This is a genomic window from Serratia sp. BNK-33-b, assembly GCF_048684565.1.
Taxonomy (GTDB): domain Bacteria; phylum Pseudomonadota; class Gammaproteobacteria; order Enterobacterales; family Enterobacteriaceae; genus Serratia; species Serratia marcescens.
This window is the reverse complement of sequence record NZ_JBLQTZ010000001.1, coordinates 359,568-381,661: the sequence shown is the minus strand read 5'-3', so window position 1 is coordinate 381,661 and position 22,094 is coordinate 359,568. Positions and strand designations below refer to the sequence as shown.

Genomic DNA, 22,094 nt, shown 5'->3' with positions numbered 1-22,094 from the left:
ATGGTTTCACTCTTGATTGGAGGATAGCTTGTCAGACGGCGCCGTCAGCGACGTCTGGAATCGGTTGTGCTGCAGCACCGGCATCTGCGCACGAATATTTTTCAGGCTTGCGGCGTCCACGCGCACTTTCAGCGCCGCCACGGCGTCCGCGTTCTCGGCCAGCACCTTGCCCCAGCCGTCAACCGCCAGCGTGTGGCCCCAGGTGCGACGAGTCGGCCCGTGTCGCCCCACCTGCGCCGGCGCCAGGATCACGCACTGGTTCTCGATCGCCCGGGCGCGCAGCAGGATTTCCCAATGCGCCTCGCCGGTGACCCGGGTAAAGGCCGCCGGCACCGAAATCAATTCGGCGCCCTGCGCCCGCAGCGCCTGGAACAGCGCGGGGAAGCGCAGATCGTAGCATATGGTCATGCCCAAACGCCCGACCGGCGTATCCACCACCGTCAGGTGCTGCCCGTGCTGGTAGGTATCCGACTCGCGGTAGCGGCCGTGCGCATCGTTGATGTCCACATCGAACATGTGCAGCTTGTCGTAGCGGGCGCGGATCTCGCCCTGCTCGTCGAACAACACGCTGCTGGTGGTGATAAGTTCCGGGTTTTCACGGCTGATCAAGGGCATCGAGCCCACCAGCAACCACACGCCATAGCGGCGCGCCAGCTCGCGCACCGCGTTCTGCAGCGGGCCATCGCCCTGTTTTTCCGCCTGTTGGCGGTAGGCCGCGGAGTTGGCGAACAGCAGCGCGTTCTCCGGCGTCATGACCAGTTTTACCCCGGCATTGAGCTGCTTGATCTGCTGTTCAATCTGGGCCAGGTTATCGCGCACCTGATCGCCACTGCACAACTGCAACAACGCAACGTTAGCATTCCTCATGACGCCTTATCCTCCTTTGCCTTACGAAGTACCTCATTGATCTTCGGCTGGTCGAGATCGCCGCCGATATGGTAGCGAATCAGCGAAATCTTGCTCCACAGCGGCCCCAGCACCTGCGAGGCGGCAAATACCGCCGCGCCGACGATCGGGTTGACGACAAACGCCGTGGCCACGCCGACGGTCGCCGAAATCGCCGGCGCCACCACCGCCTCCATATCGATGCGGCGGCGCGCCAGATCGATCTGGCCGCTCATGGCGATGTCCGCCGCCAGGCCGTCGATCAATAGATTATCAGTATGCATTATGCCATCTTTCAGCCAGGCGGTGCTGCGGATGGAATCAAAGTAGAAACCTTTGCCGAAGGTATCGCTGAAATCGAACTGCAGCTTGCGTAGCAGGGCGTCGAAGCTGACCAGCCGCAACAGCTGGCCGGCGCGGCCGCCGCCCATGCTGTCGATCTCGCCCTTGCCCATCTTGACCTGCAGCGCGCCGCTCAACGTATTCACCTGCGGCTGCCACGGCGCGCCGTGCCAGTACAGATCGAAGTCCACGTCGTAAGGCGCCCCTTTCAGCGGGATAGTGATGCCGAAGAAGGCGGCGGTTTCATCGATCTTGCCGCCGAGCAGTTTGCCTTTCAGCGAGCTGCGCTCTTCCTGCGCGTTTTGTTTCCACAGGCCGGTGGCGGTCATGCGCCCTTTGCCGGTATCGACCAGGCCGTGATCCAGCGTCAGGGTATCCCCCCGATTAGTCAGATCCGCCTCGACCTTGCCGAGGTTCTGCCCCAGCACCCAGCACGACTTGCAGCGCAGCATCAGCGAAGGCCAGTCGCGGAAGGAAAGTTTCTCGGTCGACGGCGCCGCCGCGCCCGCCGTGTTTTTCGTCTCGGCGAACTGTGGGTTGTAATACAGGTAGTTGATATCGGCGCGCCACGGCCCGCGATCGGCCACCCGCAGGCTGCCGTCCACTTCGTCGCTCTTGGCGCTCACCAGGGTAGCGCCAAGCTGTTTTTCGGCCGACAGCGTCAGCTTATGCCAGGCCTGGCCGCCCAACAGCAGCTGCGGCGTGGTCAGCGCCACGGTGGTGGGGAAGCTGAAACCGCCCACCTGACCGCTGCCTCCGCCCTGTTTCAGCGCCGGCGCCAGCAGCGCCAGCCATTGCTCGCCGTCCAGCGCCGGCAGGTTCAGCGTCATCGATTTGCCGGCCGGCAGCGGCGGGGTGCCGCCACCGTTGGTTTGCCACGCGGCGCGCGCCAGATTCACCTGTTTTTTGTCGAAGTTCCATTCACTGTTGAAGCGGTTCTGCTTGCCCGCGCTGCCGGTCAACATGAAGCCGTTCAAACCGCCTTTGACCTTGACGTTCACCGGCAGCGCTTCGCCCGGCGCCTTGTCCAGCGGCGAAGGTAAGTGACTGCTCACTTTCTTCAGGTCTGCGTCAAGGCCGATATCGTAGCTGGCCGACCCTTGGTGCGGCAGCGTGATGGCCACCTGGCTCTGCCAGGGTGCGCTGCCGCTGAGCGCATCGGCGGCCTCTTTCGGCAGGCCGGGGAACTTGCCCGGCTGCCAGTCTCCTTTCAGGCCGACGTTGACCTTGTAGTCACGCTCGCCTTCCTGCGTGGAAAAGTTGACCGCCACCGGCTGCCCGAACCAGTTGGCCGACAGGGGATCGCTCTGCAGGTTGCCGTTGTCGAAGCGGAACTTGCCGCTGAGCTTTTGCAGCTCGCTGTCCAGCGGCTTTATCAGCAACGAATTGTTGTTCAGCGCCACTTCGCCGGTGGCTCTGACCTGCTCGCCGTCCAGGGGGATATCAAGATGTAAGCGCCCACTGACATCACCGCCAATCTGCAGCTGCTCCAGCGCCGCCCCCAGCGAATCGTGCAACGGTGTCTGCATGAAGTAGTCATGTACGTCGCTGCCCGCCCCCGCGACGTCGGCGTCGATCAGCAACCGCTCTTTCAGGTAATCCGGGATCACCGCGCTGATATTTTTGCCCGCCACCTTGCCCAACCGGGTTTGCGGCGCATGCATCCACAATCCCTCGTTGGCGAAATCGAGATCGATAGCCAAATCGGTCAGCGCCGGCCAGCCCGGTTGGAACTGGAAGGTGGCGTGACGCAGCGGCACGAAGACTTCGAACTGCCCTTCGTTTTTGCGGTACGGGAAATGCTGCGGATCGCCGGAATAAATCAGCGTGGCGTTATCCACCTGGCCGCCCTGAATGGCGCCGCTCAGGTAGTCCACCAGATGCTTGCCCATCAACGGCTCCGGGAAATAGCGCCAGGCGTCGGCGCCGTCATACAGGCGGATGCCCGCCAGAATGTTCAGCCACGGCTCGCCCTTGGCCGGCTGCTGATAACGGAAATCACCGTTGACCCACAGCGACTTCGCCTTGACGTCCAGGCCCTGGCTCGCCAGCTCCCAACCTTGGTCGTTGTAACGCCAGGTCAGCGCGCCGCGCGCGCTGCTGATTTCAAGCGGAGCGCGAAACATGTCGCCGTAAGGCAGGGTGCTGTCAGTGAGCCCCAGCGTCAGGCGGCCGTTCTCCACCCCGCCGCTCAACGCGCCGGAGAAGTGGTTGACGCCCGGCAGCAGTTCCCAACGCTGCCAGCTGACATCGCGCCACAGCGCCTGAAAACGGCTCTTTTCCGGCTGCTTGAGCGGGATGTCCAGCGCCAGCGCAGCCACCTGCCCCTGCGGCTGCAGATCGTTCCAGCGCTCGAGCGCGTCCGGACTGAGGAACGAGAAGGTCGGCAGCAGCGCCGACAGGCGCTCCAGTTGAAGGTGAGTCGCGCGCACCCGCAGCTCTTCATTCTGCGCCGGCCCCATGAATTCGGTGTTTTCCGGCAGCCACAGCGCGGAAAGCGCGCCCTGCGGCCAGGCCTGGCCGTCGGTGCTCAACCGCAGCTGCGGCACGTCGAGCTGCCAACCGGTGCCCTGGCGGCGCAACGACAGCGCCAGATTGTCCACGTCCAGCCGGTGCTGCGCGGCGCCGGTATTCCAGTTGGCCGCCCCCTGCTTGAGCAACGCATGGCCGCCGGCGATTTCGCCGTTCTGCACCTGCAGCCAGGCCGCCAGACTGAAGTCGGCGCTTTCCAGCCCGGTATTGGCGCGCAGCCAGCGGGTAAACCAGGGTTTCATGTCGATGTTATCGGCCTGCAGATAGACCGTGCCGGTGTCCAGCAGGCCCTGATTATCGCGCAGATCCATGCGCAGCTGCACCACGCCGTGTTGGCCGTTCAGCGTCGACAGGCTGATCTGCCCCTCGGCGCGGTGACGATCGCGGCCGTTGAGCCAGGTCAGTTGGGGAATATCGAATTCGGCGCGCGCGCCGGCGGGCGTCAGGAACGAGATACGGCTGTCGCGCAGATCGAAATGGTCGAGCTGGCGCAGCATCAGATCGCTGATTTTACCGGGTTCAAGGCCGTCGCCCTGCCGATCGGCGCCCAGCGTGGCGTTCAAATCGAGGCGGAATTGATAGAAGGTCAGATCGCGGAACTGCCAGCGCCAGTGCAGCAGCGATTGCCACACGTCCAGCGCCAGCGTCACGCGTTCGATATGCACATCGCTTTTGGGCAGCGTAACGCTCAGGTTGCGCACTTCAAGCTGTGGGCCGAAGGTTTCCCAACTGCCCTGCAGGAAATCCATCTGCACGGGCACGCCGGACAGCTTCTCCACCTGCGCCAGCAGTTGGGGACGGTAGTCGTTCAGCTTCGGCAGCATCAGGCGCAGCCCGCTGATCAGCAGCGCCACAATCACGATTAGGGTGGCGCCTGTTGCTAACAGAATCCCAGGCAGTCGCCTCACGCAGTTCTCCTTGCTCCGCTGCCTGGCAACGGGAATATCTATGCACTGACGGGCCCGGCGTGCCGGGCCCCTACCGATGTCGGGCGGGCTACATCATGACGACGTCGAACTGCTCCTGGCTGTACAACGGTTCGATCTGCACCTTCACCTGTTTGCCGACGAAGATCTCCACTTCGGCCAGCGCATGCGACTCTTCGCTCTTCAGCGCTTCGCCGACCGCCGCGGAGGCGTACACCAGGAAGCGATCGGAATCGTAAGCATGGTGCACACGCACAATCTCGCGCAGGATCTCGTAGCACACGGTTTCCACCGTTTTCACGGTGCCGCGCCCATTGCAAGTAGGACAATCGTGACAGAGCACATGTTCAATGCTTTCACGCGTGCGTTTACGCGTCATTTCAACTAAGCCTAGCTGAGAGAAGCCGTTGATCGTGGTTTTTACCCGATCTTTACTCAACGCCTGCTCCAGCGAGTGCAGCACCCGGCGGCGATGCTCTTCGTTGTTCATATCGATAAAGTCGATGATGATGATGCCGCCCAGGTTGCGCAGCCGCAGCTGGCGCGCGATGGCCTGCGTCGCCTCGATGTTGGTATTGAAAATGGTTTCGTCGAGGTTGCGGTGGCCGACGAAGGCGCCGGTGTTGATGTCAACCGTGGTCATCGCCTCGGTCTGATCGATGATCAGATAGCCGCCGGACTTCAGCTCCACCTTGCGCTCCAGCGCGCGCTGGATCTCGTTTTCCACATCGTACAGATCGAAAATCGGCTGGCTGCCGGTATAGAGCTCGAGCTTGTTGGTGATGTCCGGAATGTACTCGCCGGTGAACTCCACCAGCAGATCGTGCGTCAGCCGCGAATCGACGCGAATGCGATCCAGCGCCGCGCCGGCGAAATCGCGCAAAATGCGCTGCGCCAACGCCAGCTCGCCGTACAGCTTGTATTTGGTCTGGTTGCGCTTCTTGCGCTCCATCACCTTGGTCCACAGGCGTTTGAGGAATGCGGCGTCCTGCGCCAGCTCTTCCTCGCCGATGCCTTCCGCCGCGGTGCGGATGATAAAACCGCCCAGCTCGTCGCAGTGCGGCGCCACGATCGCCTTCAGGCGCTCGCGCTCGGCTTCGCTTTCGATGCGCTGCGACACGCCGACGTGCGCCGCGCCCGGCATGAAGACCAGATAACGCGAAGGCAGCGTGATATCGGTGGTCAGACGCGCGCCCTTGGTGCCAAGCGGATCTTTCACCACCTGCACCATCAGGTCTTGCCCCTGGCGCACCAGCTCGGCGATGTCGCGCACGTGGAAGTTTTTCCGCTCGTCGCCGGCGACGCATTCGGTATGCGGCATGATGTCGGAGGCGTGCAGGAAGGCGGCCTTGTCCAGGCCGATGTCGACGAACGCCGCCTGCATGCCCGGCAGGACGCGGCTGACGCGCCCTTTATAAATATTGCCGACGATGCCGCGTTTGGATTCGCGTTCGATATGGATCTCTTGCAGAATGCCGCCATCGATATAGGCGACCCGCGTTTCAGACGGTGTGATATTAACCAGTAGCTCAGCTGTCATGCCTTCTCCTCAGAGCCGGTCGATAATGGCAGCGCCCATCAACCGGTTCTTACATCACGTAATGCGACAAAATTACTGAGCAGCTCATGTGTTTCGACCAGCGGCAGACCAACCACTGCGTGATAACTCCCGGTTATCGTTCTGACGAAACAACCACCCTTTCCTTGAATTCCATAGGCGCCCGCCTTATCCATCGGTTCGCCCGTAGCAATATAGTCGCGGATATCCTGTTGTGACAGGCTGCGGAACGTCACGTCGGTCACCACCAGTTGGCAACGCACGTCGTGGCGATCGGCGATCGCCACTGCCGTCATCACCTGATGCTGCTTGCCGGACAGGGCCGCCAGCATGTCCGCCGCATGGGCTTCGTCGCGCGGCTTCTCCAGCACCCGGCCGTTGAGCACCACGATGGTGTCGGCGCCCAGCACCGGCCGATCTTCCTGCGCCAGCGCCACGCCCGCTTTGGCCTTGTCCTGCGCCAGGCGGCGCACATAGGCCTCCGCGGCTTCGCCTTCCCGGCGCTGCTCTTCGGTATGCGTCAGCAGAATGTCGAACGACACGCCCAGCAGGGTCAGCAGTTCACGTCGACGTGGGGAGCCGGAGGCCAGATAAAGCGAAGTCATTGATATACCCTTACTGTACGGCGAACTGACGGCGGATTTTGCGCATCAACAGGAATAACCACGGCCACAAAATGCCGTTTACCACACTACTCCAGAACACCTCTGGGCGGAAAGAGACGTTGATCACTAAAAACTCAGCCCAGAACACCACCACATCCATCGACAGCGACAGCAGCACGACGATAAGCGCCTGTTGCCACAGCGCCATATTGCGGAACAGTTGGAATTTGAACGCCACCAGATAGGCGATGATGCCCAGCGCCAGCGCGCGCACGCCCAGCGTGGAACCGAGGATCAGATCCATGATCAGCCCCAGCACGAAGCCGGTGCCGACGTTGACCCGGTGCGGCAAGGCCATCACCCAGTAGATCAGGATCAACACCAGCCAGGAAGGCCGGAACATGTAGATCTGTTCCGGCCACGGCATGATTTGCAGCACCAACGCCACCAGGAACGACAGCCAGATTATCCAGCGCCCGTGGCTGCGGTAGCTGTTCATTGCACCCCCCCCGCCGCCGCGGGCTGAATCTGAGGCTGAGCAGAGGCCGGAGCCGTGGTTTGCGGCGCCACCCCGGTGGCCGGAGCCGGCAGTTGCGGCCCGACAGAACCGGCAGGCGGCAGCACCTGCGGCATCATCTGCATCAGGCGTTCATTGGCCACGCGGTGCACTTCGTCCGGCGGCAGCGGCATGTCGCCGTTGCGATCGGCGCCCCACAGCAGCAACAGGTAACGCAAGCGCTGCAGACCGGCGGTCGGCCGCGCCTGAATCACAGTGTAAGCGCGCTGGTTGTCGACCTTGACCGAGGAGACCACCGCCACCGGATAGCCTTCCGGGAAGCGGCCGCCGAGACCGGAGGTGACCAGCACGTCGCCAACGCGGATATCGGTGTTGTTCGGCAGATGCTCCAGTTGCAGATCGTCGGCGCAGCCGCTGCCTGCGGCGATCACCCGAATATCGTTGCGCAGCACCTGGATCGGCAGCGCATGCGAGGCGTCGCAGATCAGCAGCACGCGGCTGGTGACTTTCGCCACCGCCACCACCTGACCGACCACGCCCTTGTCGCTGATGACCGGCTGGCCTTCATAGACGCCGTTGTCCGACCCTTTGTCGATCACCACCTGATCGCTATACGGATCGGAACCGGTGGAGATCACCTGGGTGACCATCTTGTGTTCGTCCTGACGCAGCGGAGAACCCAGCAGCTCGCGCAAGCGGGCGTTTTCCTGCTTGAATTGGCCAAGAAGAAGAATATCGCTGTTTTTCAGCAGCAGTTCCTGCCGCAGAGCGCGGTTTTCCAGCTCCAGCTGTTGGCGGGTGGCCAGCGTCTCTGACACGCTGTCCAAAACTTTACGTGGCCCGTTGGCCAGAAAATAGAAAGGGCTGACTGCGGTGTCCATGTAGTTGCGTATCTTCACGAACGTGCCGAGCCGGCTGTCGGCAACGATCAGGCCAATGGCCGCAATCACCGCCAAAAAAAGTCGCAGTTGCAGGGAAGGCCCCCTGCTAAAAATCGGCTTCATAAATTATGCGAGTTCCTCGACAACAGAAAGAGGAACCGTACCCGATTCTCGCTGTGCGCATTCATCCGATACGATTCCTCCTTCCAGGGGCTGACTATTCTTCGCTGAACAAATCGCCGCCGTGCATGTCGATCATTTCCAACGCCTTGCCGCCGCCGCGCGCCACGCAGGTCAGCGGATCTTCCGCCACTACGACCGGGATGCCGGTTTCTTCCATCAGCAGGCGATCGAGGTTGCGCAGCAGCGCGCCGCCGCCGGTCAATACCATGCCGCGTTCGGAAATGTCGGAGGCCAATTCTGGCGGGCACTGCTCCAGCGCCACCATCACCGCGCTGACGATGCCGGTCAGCGGCTCTTGCAGGGCTTCGAGGATTTCATTGGAGTTCAGGGTAAAGCCGCGCGGTACGCCTTCGGCCAGGTTACGGCCGCGGACTTCGATTTCGCGCACTTCGTCGCCTGGATAGGCAGAACCGATTTCGTGCTTGATGCGCTCGGCGGTGGCTTCGCCGATCAGCGAGCCGTAGTTGCGGCGCACATAATTGATGATGGCTTCATCGAAGCGGTCGCCGCCGATGCGCACGGAAGAGGAGTACACCACGCCGTTCAGCGAGATCACCGCCACTTCAGTGGTACCGCCACCGATATCCACCACCATGGAGCCTGTCGCTTCGGAGACCGGCAGACCTGCGCCGATCGCCGCCGCCATCGGCTCTTCAATCAGAAACACTTCGCGCGCGCCGGCCCCTTGGGCGGATTCGCGGATCGCGCGGCGTTCAACCTGGGTCGCGCCGACCGGCACACAGACCAGCACGCGCGGGCTTGGGCGCATGAAGCTGTTGCTGTGAACCTGTTTGATAAAGTGCTGCAGCATTTTTTCGGTCACGAAGAAGTCGGCGATCACGCCGTCTTTCATCGGGCGAATAGCCGCGATGTTGCCGGGGGTGCGGCCCAGCATCTGTTTGGCGTCATGACCGACGGCCGCAACGCTCTTTGGGGAGCCGGCACGATCCTGACGAATGGCAACCACCGAAGGTTCATTCAGTACGATGCCTTGCCCTTTAACATAAATCAGGGTATTGGCGGTACCCAAGTCGATGGACAAGTCGTTGGAAAACATGCCACGAAATTTCTTAAACATAACGAAAGGATAATCCTGCAAGCTGGGGGCGGAAAATAAAATCCGCCTACTTTACCAACCACACGAAGCAGCGACAAGGCGCAAAAACGTTCTACTTCGGTGAAAAATAGTCTGTATTGTTTCTGCTCGAATGCACGGAAATTGGATGAGGCCTGAATTCCCTGAACAAAGGCTCAGTTTACCACCCTGTCAACGCACGAAACGGCGTAACACAGCTCATAAAATCTAACATATTCCCTGATTGCCGCCGATGGTAAGCACCTACCAACGCCAACCAGATAAAAGCTGACAAGAGCCTATCTCAAATAGGCGTTGTTGTCGCAGGCAGTTTGGAAAAAACTCCAAAAAGACGGTAACGAGGCCCAGATGGATCCGGCCCTCATTCTACGTCAATTTTTGTCCGTCAATCAGCTTAAACGCGATAACGACGTGAATATTTTTTACGCCCCACGTCGATAGGTTCCGGCGATGCGAAAAAGTCGCCCTGCCCGCCATGGATCCCACGCTCTTTCAGCGTCTGCCATTCGTTGCGCGTGCGTACACCGGCGGCGAACACCTGAGCGCGCGTGCCCGCGCAGGCGCCGGTCAGGCTCTGCACGAACAGCTGGTTTTCGTCCCGCTTATCGATGCTCCGCACCAGCCCCGGGTGGAGCTTGACGATCTCCACCTGCAGCGACTTGATATAGGACGTACTGACCACGGTTAAACCCGCTTTGGACACCGCGAGACGGCAGCCCAGCCCTGACAGCAGCCTCAGCACCGGACGCAAACGGTCGATATGTTGACACACATCTGCCTCCGCAAGTTCAATCAGAATTCGCCGACGTTGGCTTTTTTCGCATTGCAACAGCGTATCGCGCAGCCAGCGCTGGAAAGAGCGCTGCAAAATCGAGTCCACGCACAGCGGAAACGCCAGCGTTTCCTCGGGCCACTGCGCCAACAAGGGAATGATGCGGCTCACCTGTTGGCGATCGTAACTCTCCGCCAAGCCGAGCTGCTGCACCAGCGGCATATATTCCGCCGGCAGCAATTCCTGGGTGCCGTCATGGATCCGGCTCATGATCTCACGATGGTGCACCTCGCCTTCCACGGTCACCGCCGGTTTCTGATACAGCCGCGGGCCACCGCGCGCCAGCACCTGTTCCAGCAGCGTGCGCCACTTGACGCTGCCGCGCCCCTTTTCCGGCACCTGGCTGTCGTACACATACCACCCGTTTTCGCCCTGCAGCGTAGCGTGGCGCGTCGCCTGCTCCGCATAGTCGATCACCTGCTCGGTGGTTTGACCGCTGCGGTACGCCACGATGCCGATGTGCAGGAAGGCCTCGCGATCGATCAGCGCCGTGGAAGGCAAGGCATCGATGGCGTTGACCAGCTGTGAAGCGATGCCGTCGGCTTCCTTCAGGGTTCGATGCGGCAACAGCACGGTAAAATCGCTGTGGAAGTAGCGCGCCAGCAGCGCCGACGGGTAACGCATCACGAAGGTAGACAGCAGGTTGACCAGCGAATACATCAGCTCTTGCACCGCCACGCTGCCGTGCGTCTCGCGCAGGGTCTCGAAATCGGGCAGCCGCACCATCATCACGATGCCGTGCGAGCCTTCATCTTCCAGCTGAGTGGTCAATTGGTTATCGAAGAACAGGCGATTATTCAGCCCGGTTTTGGCGTCCTGCGCGGCGAAGGCGCGGATCAGCGTATCGACCCGGCTGCGCTCTTCCCGCGCTTCCGCCAGATCGGCCAGCAGGCGGTCGAGCGCGCCGCTGACGTTGGCCGGCCACTCACGCACGTCGCCCTGCATGACGTTTTCACGCTCGCCGTTCAGAATGCGCCGCGCGCGGCGTTCCAGACGATCTTCGCCATCGGCCTGCTCACGCAGCCAGCGCAGGCTGAACAGCAAAATCACCACCATGACGACGATCGACAGCGTGACGGCGGCGGTGGATTGCAGCGTGCGCACGTCGCTGGCGAAGGGATCGAGGTAGGTGATGTGCAGCGTACTGCCCGGGTGCTGCAACAGAGTTCGCGAGACCTGACGATAGCCGTTCAGCGCATCCCAGGGCTCTTTTTTCAGCGTCGGCAATTTATAGACGAGCAGTTGGCTGGTCCCGGCCTCTACGCGGATCGACACAATGCCGAGCGGGCGCATGACAATCGGCAACCACTTCTCCTGATCGCGCGGCGATTCATGCAACATGGCTTGATCGAGAGAGGTGGCCAGCGAATCAAAGCGGCGCTCCTGGCGATCCTGGGTAACGTAAAAGAAGCTGTATGAGCACCCCATCAGCATCAAAAACATCGCCAGCGCGACCAACAGAGTGATCAATGCAGAGAGTTTGGTGGTAAATCGCATCCCTGTGCCTTGTCCGCTATGGTTAAGTGAGTGTGCCCCTTTAGCTAAAAGGAGCCGTCCAACCCTAACAAGCCTTGCCGAGGAATAAAACCTGCAAGCGCCGTTTTTGTCCTTTATCAGGACTTGGGCCGCTTATTATGCATATAGTCAAATAAATGTGATTCAGCCATTGATAGAAAAGTGTAAACGAGAGGAAGAGTGACATGCGTGCACTGTTATTGGAACAACAAGACGACCAAACTCTGGCTCATATCAAAGATATCGGCAGCGATCGGTTGCCGGAAGGCGATGTCACCGTCGACATCAACTGGTCCAGCCTAAATTATAAGGATGCGCTGGCGATCACCGGCAAAGGCAAGATCGTGCGCAACTTCCCGATGGTGCCGGGCATCGATTTCGCCGGCACCGTGCGCCACAGCCGCGACGATCGCTTCAAAGAGGGGCAAAGCGTGGTGCTCACCGGCTGGGGCGTGGGCGAACACCACTGGGGCGGCCTGGCCGAGCAGGCGCGCGTCTCCGGTGAGTGGCTGGTGCCGCTGCCGAACGGGCTGGATGAGCGCAAGGCGATGATCATCGGCACCGCCGGCTTTACCGCCATGCTGTGCGTGATGGCGCTGGAGGAAGGCGGCGTGCACCCGGACGACGGCGATATCCTGGTCACCGGCGCCAGCGGCGGCGTGGGCAGCACCGCCATCGCCCTGCTGGCGGCGCTGGGTTACCGGGTGACCGCCATCAGCGGTCGCGACAGCAATACCGAGTACCTGAAAGCGCTCGGCGCCAAAGAGGTGATGTCGCGCGATGGCTATATCGAAACGCCGCGTCCGCTGGAGAAACAACTGTGGGCCGGCGCAGTGGACACCGTCGGCGATAAACTGCTGGCGCGGGTGCTGGCGCAGATGAACTATAACGGCACCGTCGCCGCCTGCGGCCTGGCGGGCGGTTATCAGCTGCCGACCACCGTGATGCCGTTCATTCTGCGCAACGTGCGCCTGCAGGGCGTGGATTCGGTGCATACGCCGCTGCACCGCCGCCAAACCGCCTGGGAACGGCTGGCCGGCATTTTGCCGGACAGCTTCTATCAGCAGGCCACGCATGAAATCGCCCTCGAGCAGGCGCCGGCCACCGCCGCCGCGCTGCTGAACAACCAAATCACCGGCCGCACCCTGGTGAAAATCCGCTGACCTTCTCCCCCCGACAACGGGGGGAGTTCTCCCGCTTCTGCGAAATTTCATATTTTCCCGCGCCCCCTCGCTTCCGGCCGGCTTTAGCGCCATGCTTATTTCATGAAGACCCGTCAGCCGCTCGCGGACGGCGGGCATCAGTCGCGGAGAACATAAGCATGAACAAACACCCGAAATTAACCGAGGCCGACGTCACGCCGGAGAGCGTGTTCCACCAGCGGCGCAAGGTGCTGCAGGCGCTCGGCATCACCGCCGCTACGCTGGCGCTGCCTACCGGCGCGCAGGCGGACCTGCTGTCGTGGTTCAAGGGCAACGATCGCCCCAAGGCGCCGCCGGGCAAAGCGCTGGCATTCAGCAAACCGGCCGCCTGGCAGGCGCAGCTGGCGATGACGCCGGAAGACAAGGTGACCGGCTACAACAACTTCTATGAGTTCGGCCTCGACAAAGCCGATCCGGCCGCCAACGCCGGCGGGCTAAAGACCGAAGGCTGGAAAGTGCGCATCGATGGTGAAGTGGCGAAACCGATCACGCTGGATATCGACGATCTGATGAAGCGTTTCCCGCTGGAACAGCGCATTTACCGCATGCGCTGCGTCGAGGCCTGGTCGATGGTGGTGCCGTGGATCGGTTTCGAACTGGGCAAGCTGATCAAGCTGGCCGAACCGAACAGCAACGCGCGCTACGTGGCCTTCCAGACGCTGTACGATCCGGAGCAGATGCCTGGCCAGAAAGATCGCTTTATCGGCGGCGGCCTGAAATATCCCTACGTCGAAGGGCTGCGGCTGGACGAGGCGATGCATCCGCTGGCGCTGCTGACCGTCGGCGTATACGGCAAAACCCTGCCGCCGCAAAACGGCGCACCGCTGCGGCTGATCACGCCGTGGAAATACGGCTTCAAAGGCATCAAATCGATCGTGCATATGCGTTTGGTGCGCGATCAGCCGCCGACTACCTGGAACCAATCCGCACCGAACGAGTACGGTTTTTACGCCAACGTGAATCCGCACGTTGATCATCCGCGCTGGTCGCAGGCCACCGAGCGCTTTATCGGCTCCGGCGGCATTCTCGACGTCAAACGCCAACCGACGCTGCTGTTCAACGGTTATGCCGACCAGGTAGCGTCGCTGTATCGCGGCATGGATCTGCGGGAGAATTTCTAAGTGCGCCTGACGCCTGTTCATATCAAATGGCTGAAAGCCGCCCTGCATCTGGCGGCGTTTTTGCCCTTTTTGTGGTTGGTGCTGGCAGTGGATCAAGGCTGGTTCAGCGCCGATCCGTCCAAGGACATCCAGCATTTCACCGGCAGGATGACGCTGAAACTGCTGCTGGCCACGCTGGCTATCGCCCCGCTGGCGCGCTACGCCCGGCAGCCGCTACTGATCCGCTGTCGCCGTCTGGTGGGGCTGTGGTGCTTTGCCTGGGGCACGCTGCACCTGATAAGCTACTCCACGCTGGAGCTGGGGCTGAGCAATCTCGGCCTGCTGGGCAGCGAACTGGTGAACCGGCCCTATCTGACGCTCGGCATCCTCACCTGGCTGATCCTGCTGGCGCTGGCGGCCACGTCGACGCTGTGGGCGATGCGCAAACTGGGCGCCAAATGGCAAACGTTGCACAACTTCGTCTATCTGGCGGCGATCCTCGCCCCCATCCACTACCTGTGGTCGGTCAAAACCTTTTCTCCCCAGCCGTTCATTTACGCGCTGTTGGCGGTGGCGCTGTTGGGCCTGCGTTACAAGAAATTCCGCGCCTGGTGGCGCTGAATCCCACGGCGATACGCGTTATCGCCGTAGAAAAACGCACGCCGCCGTCGGGAACTTTTTCTGTGTTCCAGCGCTCATATTCCCGTCGCGGCCCCCCGAGTTGGTCGATTTGGGGTTGAATATCTTCGCTGATAAGACCAGTATTTAGCTGCGAATTGCTACGATATCGTTATAATGCCCGACCTTGTTTCTGTTCTCAGGGTGAATTTGCCCCTTAACAGGTGACAAATCGGTAACATCGGGTTATTTTCTACGATGATGGTTTTATTGCCGGAGATACCAGCACAATGGCGGATAAGTTTCACATTTTGCTTCTGAACGGCCCCAATCTCAATCTGCTGGGGACGCGTGAGCCGGAGAAGTACGGCAGCACGACGCTGAAAGAGATTGTTAACGGATTGGAAAACCAGGCATCCGCATTGGATATTACCCTGAGCCATCTGCAGTCCAACGCCGAGCATCAGCTGATCGATCGCATCCATCAGGCGCGCGGCAACACCGATTTCATTCTGATAAACCCGGCGGCGTTCACGCACACCAGCGTGGCGTTGCGCGATGCGTTGCTGGCGGTGCAGATCCCGTTCATCGAGATCCACCTGTCCAACGTGCACGCCCGCGAACCTTTCCGCCATCACTCTTATCTCTCAGACGTAGCGGTAGGCGTGATTTGCGGCCTCGGCGCGGATGGCTACGCTTTCGCTTTACAGGCAGCGGTTAACCGTCTGTCGAAAACCCACTAATTGCTCCACAAAAAGAGTACGGAATCACACTCATGGATATTCGTAAAATCAAGAAACTGATCGAACTGGTTGAAGAATCAGGCATTTCTGAACTGGAAATCTCTGAAGGCGAAGAATCGGTTCGCATCAGCCGTGCCGCACCGGCGCAGGCTTATCCCGTCATGCAGCAGGCTTACGCGATGCCGGCACAGCAGCAGCCAGCCCTGGCTACCGCCGTTGCCACCGCGCCTGCGGCAGAAACCCCTGCAGCACCGGCGGCCGTGAGTGGCCACGTCGTTCGTTCCCCAATGGTAGGCACCTTCTACCGCACCCCAAGCCCGGACGCGAAAGCCTTCGTGGAAGTGGGCCAGAAAGTGAACGCCGGCGATACCCTGTGCATCGTTGAAGCCATGAAAATGATGAACCAGATCGAAGCGGACAAGTCCGGCGTCGTGAAAGCCATCCTGGTGGAAAACGGCCAGCCGGTCGAATATGACGAGCCGCTGGTCGTCATCGAATAACGAGGCGCCCCCATGCTTGATAAAATTGTTATCGCCAACCGAGGCGAGATCGCGCTTCGCATCCTGCGTGCCTGTAAAGAACTGGGCATCAAGACCGTTGCGGTTCACTCCGCGGCCGACCGCGATCTGAAACACGTGCTGCTGGCCGACGAGACCGTCTGCATCGGTCCTGCGCCATCGGTAAAAAGCTACCTGAACATCCCGGCCATCATCTCGGCGGCGGAAATCACCGGCGCGGTGGCGATCCACCCTGGCTACGGCTTCCTGTCCGAGAACGCCGACTTCGCCGAGCAGGTTGAACGCTCCGGTTTCATCTTCATCGGCCCGAAAGCCGAAACCATCCGCCTGATGGGCGACAAGGTTTCCGCGATCAACGCCATGAAAAAAGCCGGCGTGCCATGCGTGCCGGGCTCCGACGGCCCGCTGACCGACGACATGGATAAAAACCGTGCCTTCGCCAAGCGCATCGGTTATCCGGTGATCATCAAGGCCTCCGGCGGCGGCGGCGGTCGCGGCATGCGCGTGGTGCGCAGCGACAAAGACCTTGAGCAGTCCATCAACATGACGAAAGCGGAAGCCAAAGCGGCTTTCAACAACGACATGGTGTACATGGAAAAATACCTGGAGAATCCGCGTCACATCGAGATTCAGGTATTGGCCGACGGCCAGGGCAACGCCATCTATCTGGCCGAGCGCGACTGCTCCATGCAGCGCCGCCACCAGAAAGTGGTCGAAGAAGCGCCGGCACCGGGCATCACCAGCGAAATGCGCCGCTACATCGGCGAGCGCTGCTCGAAAGCCTGCGTGGAAATCGGCTACCGCGGTGCGGGCACCTTCGAGTTCCTGTATGAAAACGGCGAGTTCTATTTCATCGAAATGAACACCCGTATTCAGGTAGAGCACCCGGTTACCGAAATGATCACCGGCGTGGATCTGATCAAAGAGCAGCTGCGCATCGCTGCCGGTCAGCCGCTGTCGATCAAACAGGAAGAAGTGAAGATCCACGGCCACGCGGTAGAATGCCGCATCAACGCCGAAGATCCGAACACCTTCCTGCCGAGCCCGGGCAAGATCACCCGCTTCCACGCGCCAGGCGGTTTCGGCGTGCGTTGGGAATCTCATATCTACGCCGGTTATACCGTACCGCCGTACTATGACTCCATGATCGGCAAACTGATCACCTTCGGCGAAAACCGTGACGTGGCGATCGCCCGCATGAAAAACGCCCTGGCTGAACTGATCATCGACGGCATCAAAACCAACGTTGAGCTGCAGCAGAAGATCATGAACGACGAAAACTTCCAGCACGGTGGCACCAACATCCACTATCTGGAGAAGAAGCTGGGTCTGCAGGAAACCTAAGGCAGCCACGCAGCATCGTCTGACGAAAGGCCGGTTAATCACCGGCCTTTTTCTTTTCTCACGCCCGCCTGATTTTTTTCATTCAATCGCGCAAAATAGAACCAAACCTTCACAGATAACTTTCTCTTCACATTTATCGAGCACCTCCCCCATATCACCACAAAAAACATAACACACTGTTTTTAAATAAAAAATATTTAACCCATAGCTTGAAAATAAATATTAGCAAGAAAAAAACTCAACCCATCGCATTTTCACACGCCATAAGCTTTAACAAAATTAACGTATTAATTACAAAGCTTGACCCCGATCACATCCGCTCGGTGATAGCCCGTGCTATTGTCGCCGTCGATCGAATGCAGCGCGCTCTTTTTCTCTTTTTATTTATCCTTTTTATTGACTTAGATGAGTATGTCTTAATGAGCCATGTAACTGAATACGACCGTAAGCCCGTGTTTTCCCAGTACCACCGTGCTGACATGGAAACCATAAAAAGCATTAAGGAAAACGGGATTGAGAAGCTTTTGGGCGAAGTGAAGAATTTCCGCGCCAATGAGGAAATGAACCGCTTTATTCCCGAACAGGCACGCCTGGCAGTAAGCTGGGTGCGTCTGGCGAAAAACGAAAAGCTGGATGTGCATGTTCATCCAATATCTTCGCTGTATATCATTTGTGAAGGGGAAGCGATCCTGCTGGGAGACGGCGTTGACCGCCGGGCCGTTCCAGGCGATGTCATCTGCATTCCGCCAGGCGCGGATCACGGCTTCATCGGCGCGGGCGACAACGGCTACTGGGGGCTGTCAATCCAGTTTGAGGAGCGCGGGCTCTATGAAGACCCAAGCAAGCCGCTGGTGACTTTCGATCAAGATCCCTACGCTTACTACCATCAGCTTAAAGCGCATAACGCCCGCTACATCGAACGCTACCAGGACAACAAGATCTTTACCGCATTCGCCAAGGATAAAACGTTCTCCGAGGCGAAAAAATCCTTGTTCCTGGACTACCTGCAGATCCTGTCCGATCAGTTCCAAAAAATGGTGCTGCTGCGTAGCGCACTGTGTGAAGACGTTCGCTTCTCACGTTTCTTCAGTGAGCATCTGAAAGAAGAATTCGGCCATGACGAAGTGCTGCGCAACAGCCGCGATAACCTCCAAGTTCGCGAAGACGCGATCTTTGAAGCACTGTGCATCTGGTTCAACCACCAGATGATCACGCTGGATAATCTGGAACAGGCTATCCTGGTGCACTTTGTCATCGAAGGTTCGGCTTTCGTTTTCTATAACAACATCAAACACGTGTTCGATCCGAGCAAACAGAACCATTTCGAGGATCACTCCGAATTCGATGGCGATCACCAGGAAGTGGATAAAGCGTTCTTCAAGGGGATGACCGAAGAACAATTCCAGCGTGTCAAAGCCGTACTCGATAAAGGGTGGAGCATGGTTGAGAAGCAGTATGCAAGACTGGCCGAACTGATCGAAGCATAAGCCGGGCAGGTCATCAGGAGCAGTCATGAAAATTGTTTTATTGGGATTCGGCGGCATTGGGCAAGAGACGCTAAACGCGCTGTTAAGTACGACCGAGCGACGTGGCAGCGTCAATGAAGTCGTGATCATCTGCCGAAATACCGAAAAGTATTCAGCCGTTTGCGAAGATATTCTTGATGGCCTGCTGGCGGAAGCGCTCTTCTCACGCCATAACCGAACGTCTTTACCCAAGATTGTTGTGACGGATGACTACCGCCACATCGAGGGGGCTGGCGTGATCCTCTGTTGCTATGGCGTGCCTTCAACCTTTCCGATGCATGACCGCCAGGCGTTGCTGGACGATCACGTACGGCTCAGCGAGGCCATTTTTAGCCGAGCCAAACCCTTCATTGCTCCCGGCTGTCACATCATCAATGCGGTCAATCCGGTGGATAGCATCAGCTATTACATCGATAAAATCCTGCTCGACTCTCGCTGCCGGGTGATAGGTATCGGCGCCGCGCACAATACCGCCAGGCTGCTGAAAAGCATCTGCCGCATTTCCGGGATCGACATGCAGCGCATCGACACGCGTAGCCTGACAGTCTGCGGCGAGCACGGCGCCGGGTTGGTGCCCTTGCTCAGCCAGGTAACAACCGACGAGGGACCGCTGAACCAGGTACTTTCGGCACAGGCGCTGACGCAAATCGTCACCGATACCCGCAATCAAGGGTTGGACATATTTCACAAAATGCGGCGCCCTCCTAAATATGGCCCGTCCGCCTCCATTCTTATCTTGCTTGAGCGCATCATCCAACGGGACGAAACCCCCTGCTGCGGTTCGGTCTGGCTGCCGGAACTGGGCGTGTTCATGTCCTGGCCGCTGGCTCTGCGCGACGACGTCTTTACGCCGCTGTCGCTGATGCCCAATCAGGATGAACAACAACAAATCCACCAGGCGGCGCTCAAGTTAAAAAACATCATCCAAGGTTTTAGCTGATGACGACCGATCAAACCAGACAGACTTTCCGCGATCTCTACATGCCGTTACGCCCTGAGTATCGTTTTCTTTCGCCACTGTTCGGGGTGCTCTGGTGCAACAACGAACTCGCGGAAAAGTATTACCGTTTTCTTGGCGCCGATCACCCGATCGGCCAGGTGGCGCGCGCGTTGTTCTACCGTACTGACCTGGTCGAGTTTGACGTAAGCAAAGAGGTGAAGAACCCGTTCACCTGGTTTTCCCCCTCTACCCTTGCACGGCTGGTGGCTTTCATGAGCAGCCAGCGTTTCACCGACAATGATATCGCCTCGTTATATCAGCATGTACGAGATGAAACGGACTTTCACGCTGCCATTGAGCAGCAACATCGGCTTTCTGTGCAAATACGCCGGCTTTGCGACAGCGTGCTGCAACAGTTCGAGGACACAAAAGCGCAGATCGCGGCCGCAGAACGCGAAGCGCTCTCCCTCGGCGCCCATTTGAAAGCGCAAGAAAAAGCGCTGAACCAGATCCTGCAACAGGCGGAAAATGCCGCCAAAGCGCAGCCGTCACGGATCCCGCCACTTCGAACCGCGATCGCCGCGCTAAAAGCCGGTAAAAAAGCGCTGGGCAAGAGCGCTGCGGAAAATAAAGAGGCGCAACTGTTGGCGCTCAATGCCGAAATCGCCGAGCTGGAAGCACGCGTGAATGCGGCGCAGCAAGAAGCCGTGCATCAAGCCGGCCTGTTCCCCGCCTGGCAAAACGCGCAGGCCGCCGTCGAACATGCCCGCCGGCAAAAAGATGAAGCCACCTTGCGCGCCAGCATGCTGGCGGAAAGTTTTACCGAAAGCACCGTCGCACGGCTGCAAACTGAGGGATTCAGCGCCGACTTCATTGCATTGCATCTGCCTTTCAACAAGTATCACCGCTATCTGCCGCGACGTGTGCAGGATTACGTCGGTATCCACTGTGCAGATCGCGACAGCTTGCTGGCCGAGTTGCACAATTTATGTCGTTTACTGATCGCGGCCAGCCGCACCGCCGGGCACGACAGAGAGGTGTTTCATTTGCTCAACGCGTCGCTGTGGCTGAAATGCAAGGGTAACTTCGGCAAGTTGACCGCCTACATGCAGCAACTGCGGGAGCTGAGCGGGGAGCTGTTCGGCGAAACGGCGACGGGCGAGACGCACTTCCCCGATCGCTGCCATGACTACTACGATCGCGAAGTGTACGGCCGCTATTTTCCGCCGCTGTGCATCACCAAAACCTGCCGCCCCGCGCCGGATTCTGACGTCTCGTTCTCAGATTGCGGGGAGAGTTCGCTGCGCAACTTCATCAATGTCCTGGTGAAAAACCAAGCAAGCGCGCAGCTTGACGCCGGAATACTCAAACGCAGCGGCCTGGCTGTCGATCCGCGCGTCATCGCGTTCTATGAAAAAAACCCTCGTTTGGAAACGATCAGAAGCCAGGAAGTACATAACCAGTGGGCTGAGATTGCCTCATCACTCAATGCACGCGACAGCCGAATCAAATACCTGACGCCAGGCAAAGACGCCTATTGCGAGTTGGCCGCCGGCGGTAACAACATGCAGCATATGCTGCAAGCGCTATTGGGCGAAGCTGATATCGCCACCATTTGCCGCAGAATCGCCTCCTCTTCCGGCATCGATATTCGTTGCGATCTCAGCGAATTCCACCCGGAACGGCACGATCTGGAAGACTTCACCAACGTTGTTCGCCTCGAATTCGACGGCAAATATGTCTTTCACTGGTATTTCCTCAAACAGCATTTCCGCTGCGCTTCGGCAGATCTGTTCAACGAAGAGGAAAATTATGTACGCCAGGCACTCGCCATGCTGAATGACGAGATGAAACAGGGCCGTCTGAATCGCGACCAGTTCCGCGCACTGCTCAGTTTCCATCTGAAAGAGAAGCCCGTAGCGCAAGTCAAAATGATATTCGACAGCCTTGGCGCTACCCTCGTCGGAGATGAAATGACGTTCTTGATGTTGGGTAAATTGAACTCCGTCGATTCCATGTTTGAATACTGCATGAACGTTCTGGCGATTCCAACGCTGGCGCATAGCGCGCCAGTCTCGGCGACTGTCGCCGCGATTATTCAAGGCATCAGCCCGCATCCGGTTATCTTCGATCAGCGGAAAAATCTCATCGCGAGGATTAGAGAGGCCGGAGTGACGCCGTTACTCACTCTGGCTAACCGATGGGAAAAGGAAAGTTTGGAAAAGGTGTAA

General features: G+C 59.2%; 17 protein-coding genes. 9 read left to right on the top strand and 8 right to left on the bottom strand.

The genetic code is table 11. The features are described from left to right. Positions 1-6: 6 nt before the first annotated feature. The 8 genes from nit1 to csrD form a co-directional block, all read right to left on the bottom strand. A complete protein-coding gene (nit1, locus tag ACMGGK_RS01770; protein WP_193843106.1) occupies positions 7-867 on the bottom strand; it encodes a deaminated glutathione amidase in 861 nt (286 codons plus the stop codon). Then, a complete protein-coding gene (gene yhdP, locus ACMGGK_RS01765; protein WP_420276639.1) occupies positions 864-4,667 on the bottom strand; it encodes an AsmA2 domain-containing protein YhdP in 3,804 nt (1,267 codons plus the stop codon). The genes nit1 and yhdP overlap by 4 nt, the downstream gene beginning before the upstream one ends. 88 nt (positions 4,668-4,755) lie before the next feature. Next, complete coding sequence (gene rng, locus ACMGGK_RS01760) at positions 4,756-6,225, bottom strand: ribonuclease G (RefSeq protein WP_016930237.1); 1,470 nt, start codon at positions 6,223-6,225, stop codon at positions 4,756-4,758. A 38-nt stretch (positions 6,226-6,263) separates the two neighbouring features. After that, positions 6,264-6,848, bottom strand: coding sequence for a Maf family protein (locus ACMGGK_RS01755; protein ID WP_004936921.1), 585 nt, complete (start codon positions 6,846-6,848; stop codon positions 6,264-6,266). 10 nt (positions 6,849-6,858) lie between these two features. Then, positions 6,859-7,347, bottom strand: coding sequence for a rod shape-determining protein MreD (gene mreD, locus ACMGGK_RS01750; protein WP_004936918.1), 489 nt, complete (start codon positions 7,345-7,347; stop codon positions 6,859-6,861). Then, the gene (gene mreC, locus ACMGGK_RS01745; protein WP_242141349.1) at positions 7,344-8,369 is read right to left on the bottom strand and encodes a rod shape-determining protein MreC; all 1,026 of its coding nucleotides are present in this window, start codon (positions 8,367-8,369) and stop codon (positions 7,344-7,346) included. The genes mreD and mreC overlap by 4 nt, the downstream gene beginning before the upstream one ends. Positions 8,370-8,463: 94 nt before the next feature. Further along, positions 8,464-9,507 carry a rod shape-determining protein MreB gene (mreB, locus tag ACMGGK_RS01740; RefSeq protein ID WP_003855260.1) on the bottom strand — a complete coding sequence of 348 codons (1,044 nt, stop codon included), beginning with the start codon at positions 9,505-9,507 and terminating at the stop codon, positions 8,464-8,466. 412 nt (positions 9,508-9,919) lie between these two features. Continuing rightward, entirely contained in the window at positions 9,920-11,854 is a 1,935-nt protein-coding gene (csrD, locus tag ACMGGK_RS01735; protein ID WP_420276638.1) for an RNase E specificity factor CsrD, read from the bottom strand. A 203-nt stretch (positions 11,855-12,057) separates the two neighbouring features. On the opposite strand from csrD, the gene ACMGGK_RS01730 reads away from it, so the two are divergent. The 9 genes from ACMGGK_RS01730 to ACMGGK_RS01690 all read left to right on the top strand — a co-directional run bounded on the left by ACMGGK_RS01730 (position 12,058) and on the right by ACMGGK_RS01690 (position 22,094). Further along, positions 12,058-13,035 (top strand): MDR family oxidoreductase, encoded by a 978-nt coding sequence (locus tag ACMGGK_RS01730; RefSeq protein WP_016930239.1) that lies wholly within the window; start codon positions 12,058-12,060, stop codon positions 13,033-13,035. A gap of 158 nt (positions 13,036-13,193) precedes the next feature. Beyond that, entirely contained in the window at positions 13,194-14,195 is a 1,002-nt protein-coding gene (gene msrP, locus ACMGGK_RS01725; RefSeq protein ID WP_016930240.1) for a protein-methionine-sulfoxide reductase catalytic subunit MsrP, read from the top strand. Further along, complete coding sequence (msrQ, locus tag ACMGGK_RS01720) at positions 14,196-14,795, top strand: protein-methionine-sulfoxide reductase heme-binding subunit MsrQ (RefSeq protein ID WP_016930241.1); 600 nt, start codon at positions 14,196-14,198, stop codon at positions 14,793-14,795. 287 nt (positions 14,796-15,082) lie between these two features. Further along, positions 15,083-15,535: a type II 3-dehydroquinate dehydratase gene (gene aroQ, locus ACMGGK_RS01715; RefSeq protein WP_337055535.1), complete on the top strand. Its 453-nt coding sequence runs from the start codon at positions 15,083-15,085 to the stop codon at positions 15,533-15,535. 32 nt (positions 15,536-15,567) lie between these two features. Further along, complete coding sequence (accB, locus tag ACMGGK_RS01710; RefSeq protein ID WP_004936889.1) at positions 15,568-16,035, top strand: acetyl-CoA carboxylase biotin carboxyl carrier protein; 468 nt, start codon at positions 15,568-15,570, stop codon at positions 16,033-16,035. 12 nt (positions 16,036-16,047) lie between these two features. Continuing rightward, positions 16,048-17,397, top strand: coding sequence for an acetyl-CoA carboxylase biotin carboxylase subunit (accC, locus tag ACMGGK_RS01705; RefSeq protein WP_004936886.1), 1,350 nt, complete (start codon positions 16,048-16,050; stop codon positions 17,395-17,397). A 419-nt stretch (positions 17,398-17,816) separates the two neighbouring features. Next, a complete protein-coding gene (locus ACMGGK_RS01700) occupies positions 17,817-18,884 on the top strand; it encodes a cupin domain-containing protein (protein ID WP_028127541.1) in 1,068 nt (355 codons plus the stop codon). 25 nt (positions 18,885-18,909) lie between these two features. Continuing rightward, positions 18,910-19,863: a lactate/malate family dehydrogenase gene (locus tag ACMGGK_RS01695; RefSeq protein WP_420276637.1), complete on the top strand. Its 954-nt coding sequence runs from the start codon at positions 18,910-18,912 to the stop codon at positions 19,861-19,863. Then, positions 19,863-22,094 (top strand): hypothetical protein, encoded by a 2,232-nt coding sequence (locus tag ACMGGK_RS01690; protein WP_420276636.1) that lies wholly within the window; start codon positions 19,863-19,865, stop codon positions 22,092-22,094. The genes ACMGGK_RS01695 and ACMGGK_RS01690 overlap by 1 nt, the downstream gene beginning before the upstream one ends.

Excerpts from the sequence above, each read along its gene's own strand:
- ACMGGK_RS01755 (WP_004936921.1), bottom strand. The coding sequence starts at position 6,848 with ATGACTTCGCTTTATCTGGCCTCCGGCTCCCCACGTCGACGTGAACTG.
- ACMGGK_RS01690 (WP_420276636.1), top strand. The coding sequence starts at position 19,863 with ATGACGACCGATCAAACCAGACAGACTTTCCGCGATCTCTACATGCCG.
- rng (WP_016930237.1), bottom strand. The coding sequence starts at position 6,225 with ATGACAGCTGAGCTACTGGTTAATATCACACCGTCTGAAACGCGGGTC.
- mreD (WP_004936918.1), bottom strand. The coding sequence starts at position 7,347 with ATGAACAGCTACCGCAGCCACGGGCGCTGGATAATCTGGCTGTCGTTC.
- ACMGGK_RS01730 (WP_016930239.1), top strand. The coding sequence starts at position 12,058 with ATGCGTGCACTGTTATTGGAACAACAAGACGACCAAACTCTGGCTCAT.
- nit1 (WP_193843106.1), bottom strand. The coding sequence starts at position 867 with ATGAGGAATGCTAACGTTGCGTTGTTGCAGTTGTGCAGTGGCGATCAG.
- mreB (WP_003855260.1), bottom strand. The coding sequence starts at position 9,507 with ATGTTTAAGAAATTTCGTGGCATGTTTTCCAACGACTTGTCCATCGAC.
- msrP (WP_016930240.1), top strand. The coding sequence starts at position 13,194 with ATGAACAAACACCCGAAATTAACCGAGGCCGACGTCACGCCGGAGAGC.
- ACMGGK_RS01695 (WP_420276637.1), top strand. The coding sequence starts at position 18,910 with ATGAAAATTGTTTTATTGGGATTCGGCGGCATTGGGCAAGAGACGCTA.
- accB (WP_004936889.1), top strand. The coding sequence starts at position 15,568 with ATGGATATTCGTAAAATCAAGAAACTGATCGAACTGGTTGAAGAATCA.
- mreC (WP_242141349.1), bottom strand. The coding sequence starts at position 8,369 with ATGAAGCCGATTTTTAGCAGGGGGCCTTCCCTGCAACTGCGACTTTTT.
- csrD (WP_420276638.1), bottom strand. The coding sequence starts at position 11,854 with ATGCGATTTACCACCAAACTCTCTGCATTGATCACTCTGTTGGTCGCG.
- accC (WP_004936886.1), top strand. The coding sequence starts at position 16,048 with ATGCTTGATAAAATTGTTATCGCCAACCGAGGCGAGATCGCGCTTCGC.
- aroQ (WP_337055535.1), top strand. The coding sequence starts at position 15,083 with ATGGCGGATAAGTTTCACATTTTGCTTCTGAACGGCCCCAATCTCAAT.
- ACMGGK_RS01700 (WP_028127541.1), top strand. The coding sequence starts at position 17,817 with ATGAGCCATGTAACTGAATACGACCGTAAGCCCGTGTTTTCCCAGTAC.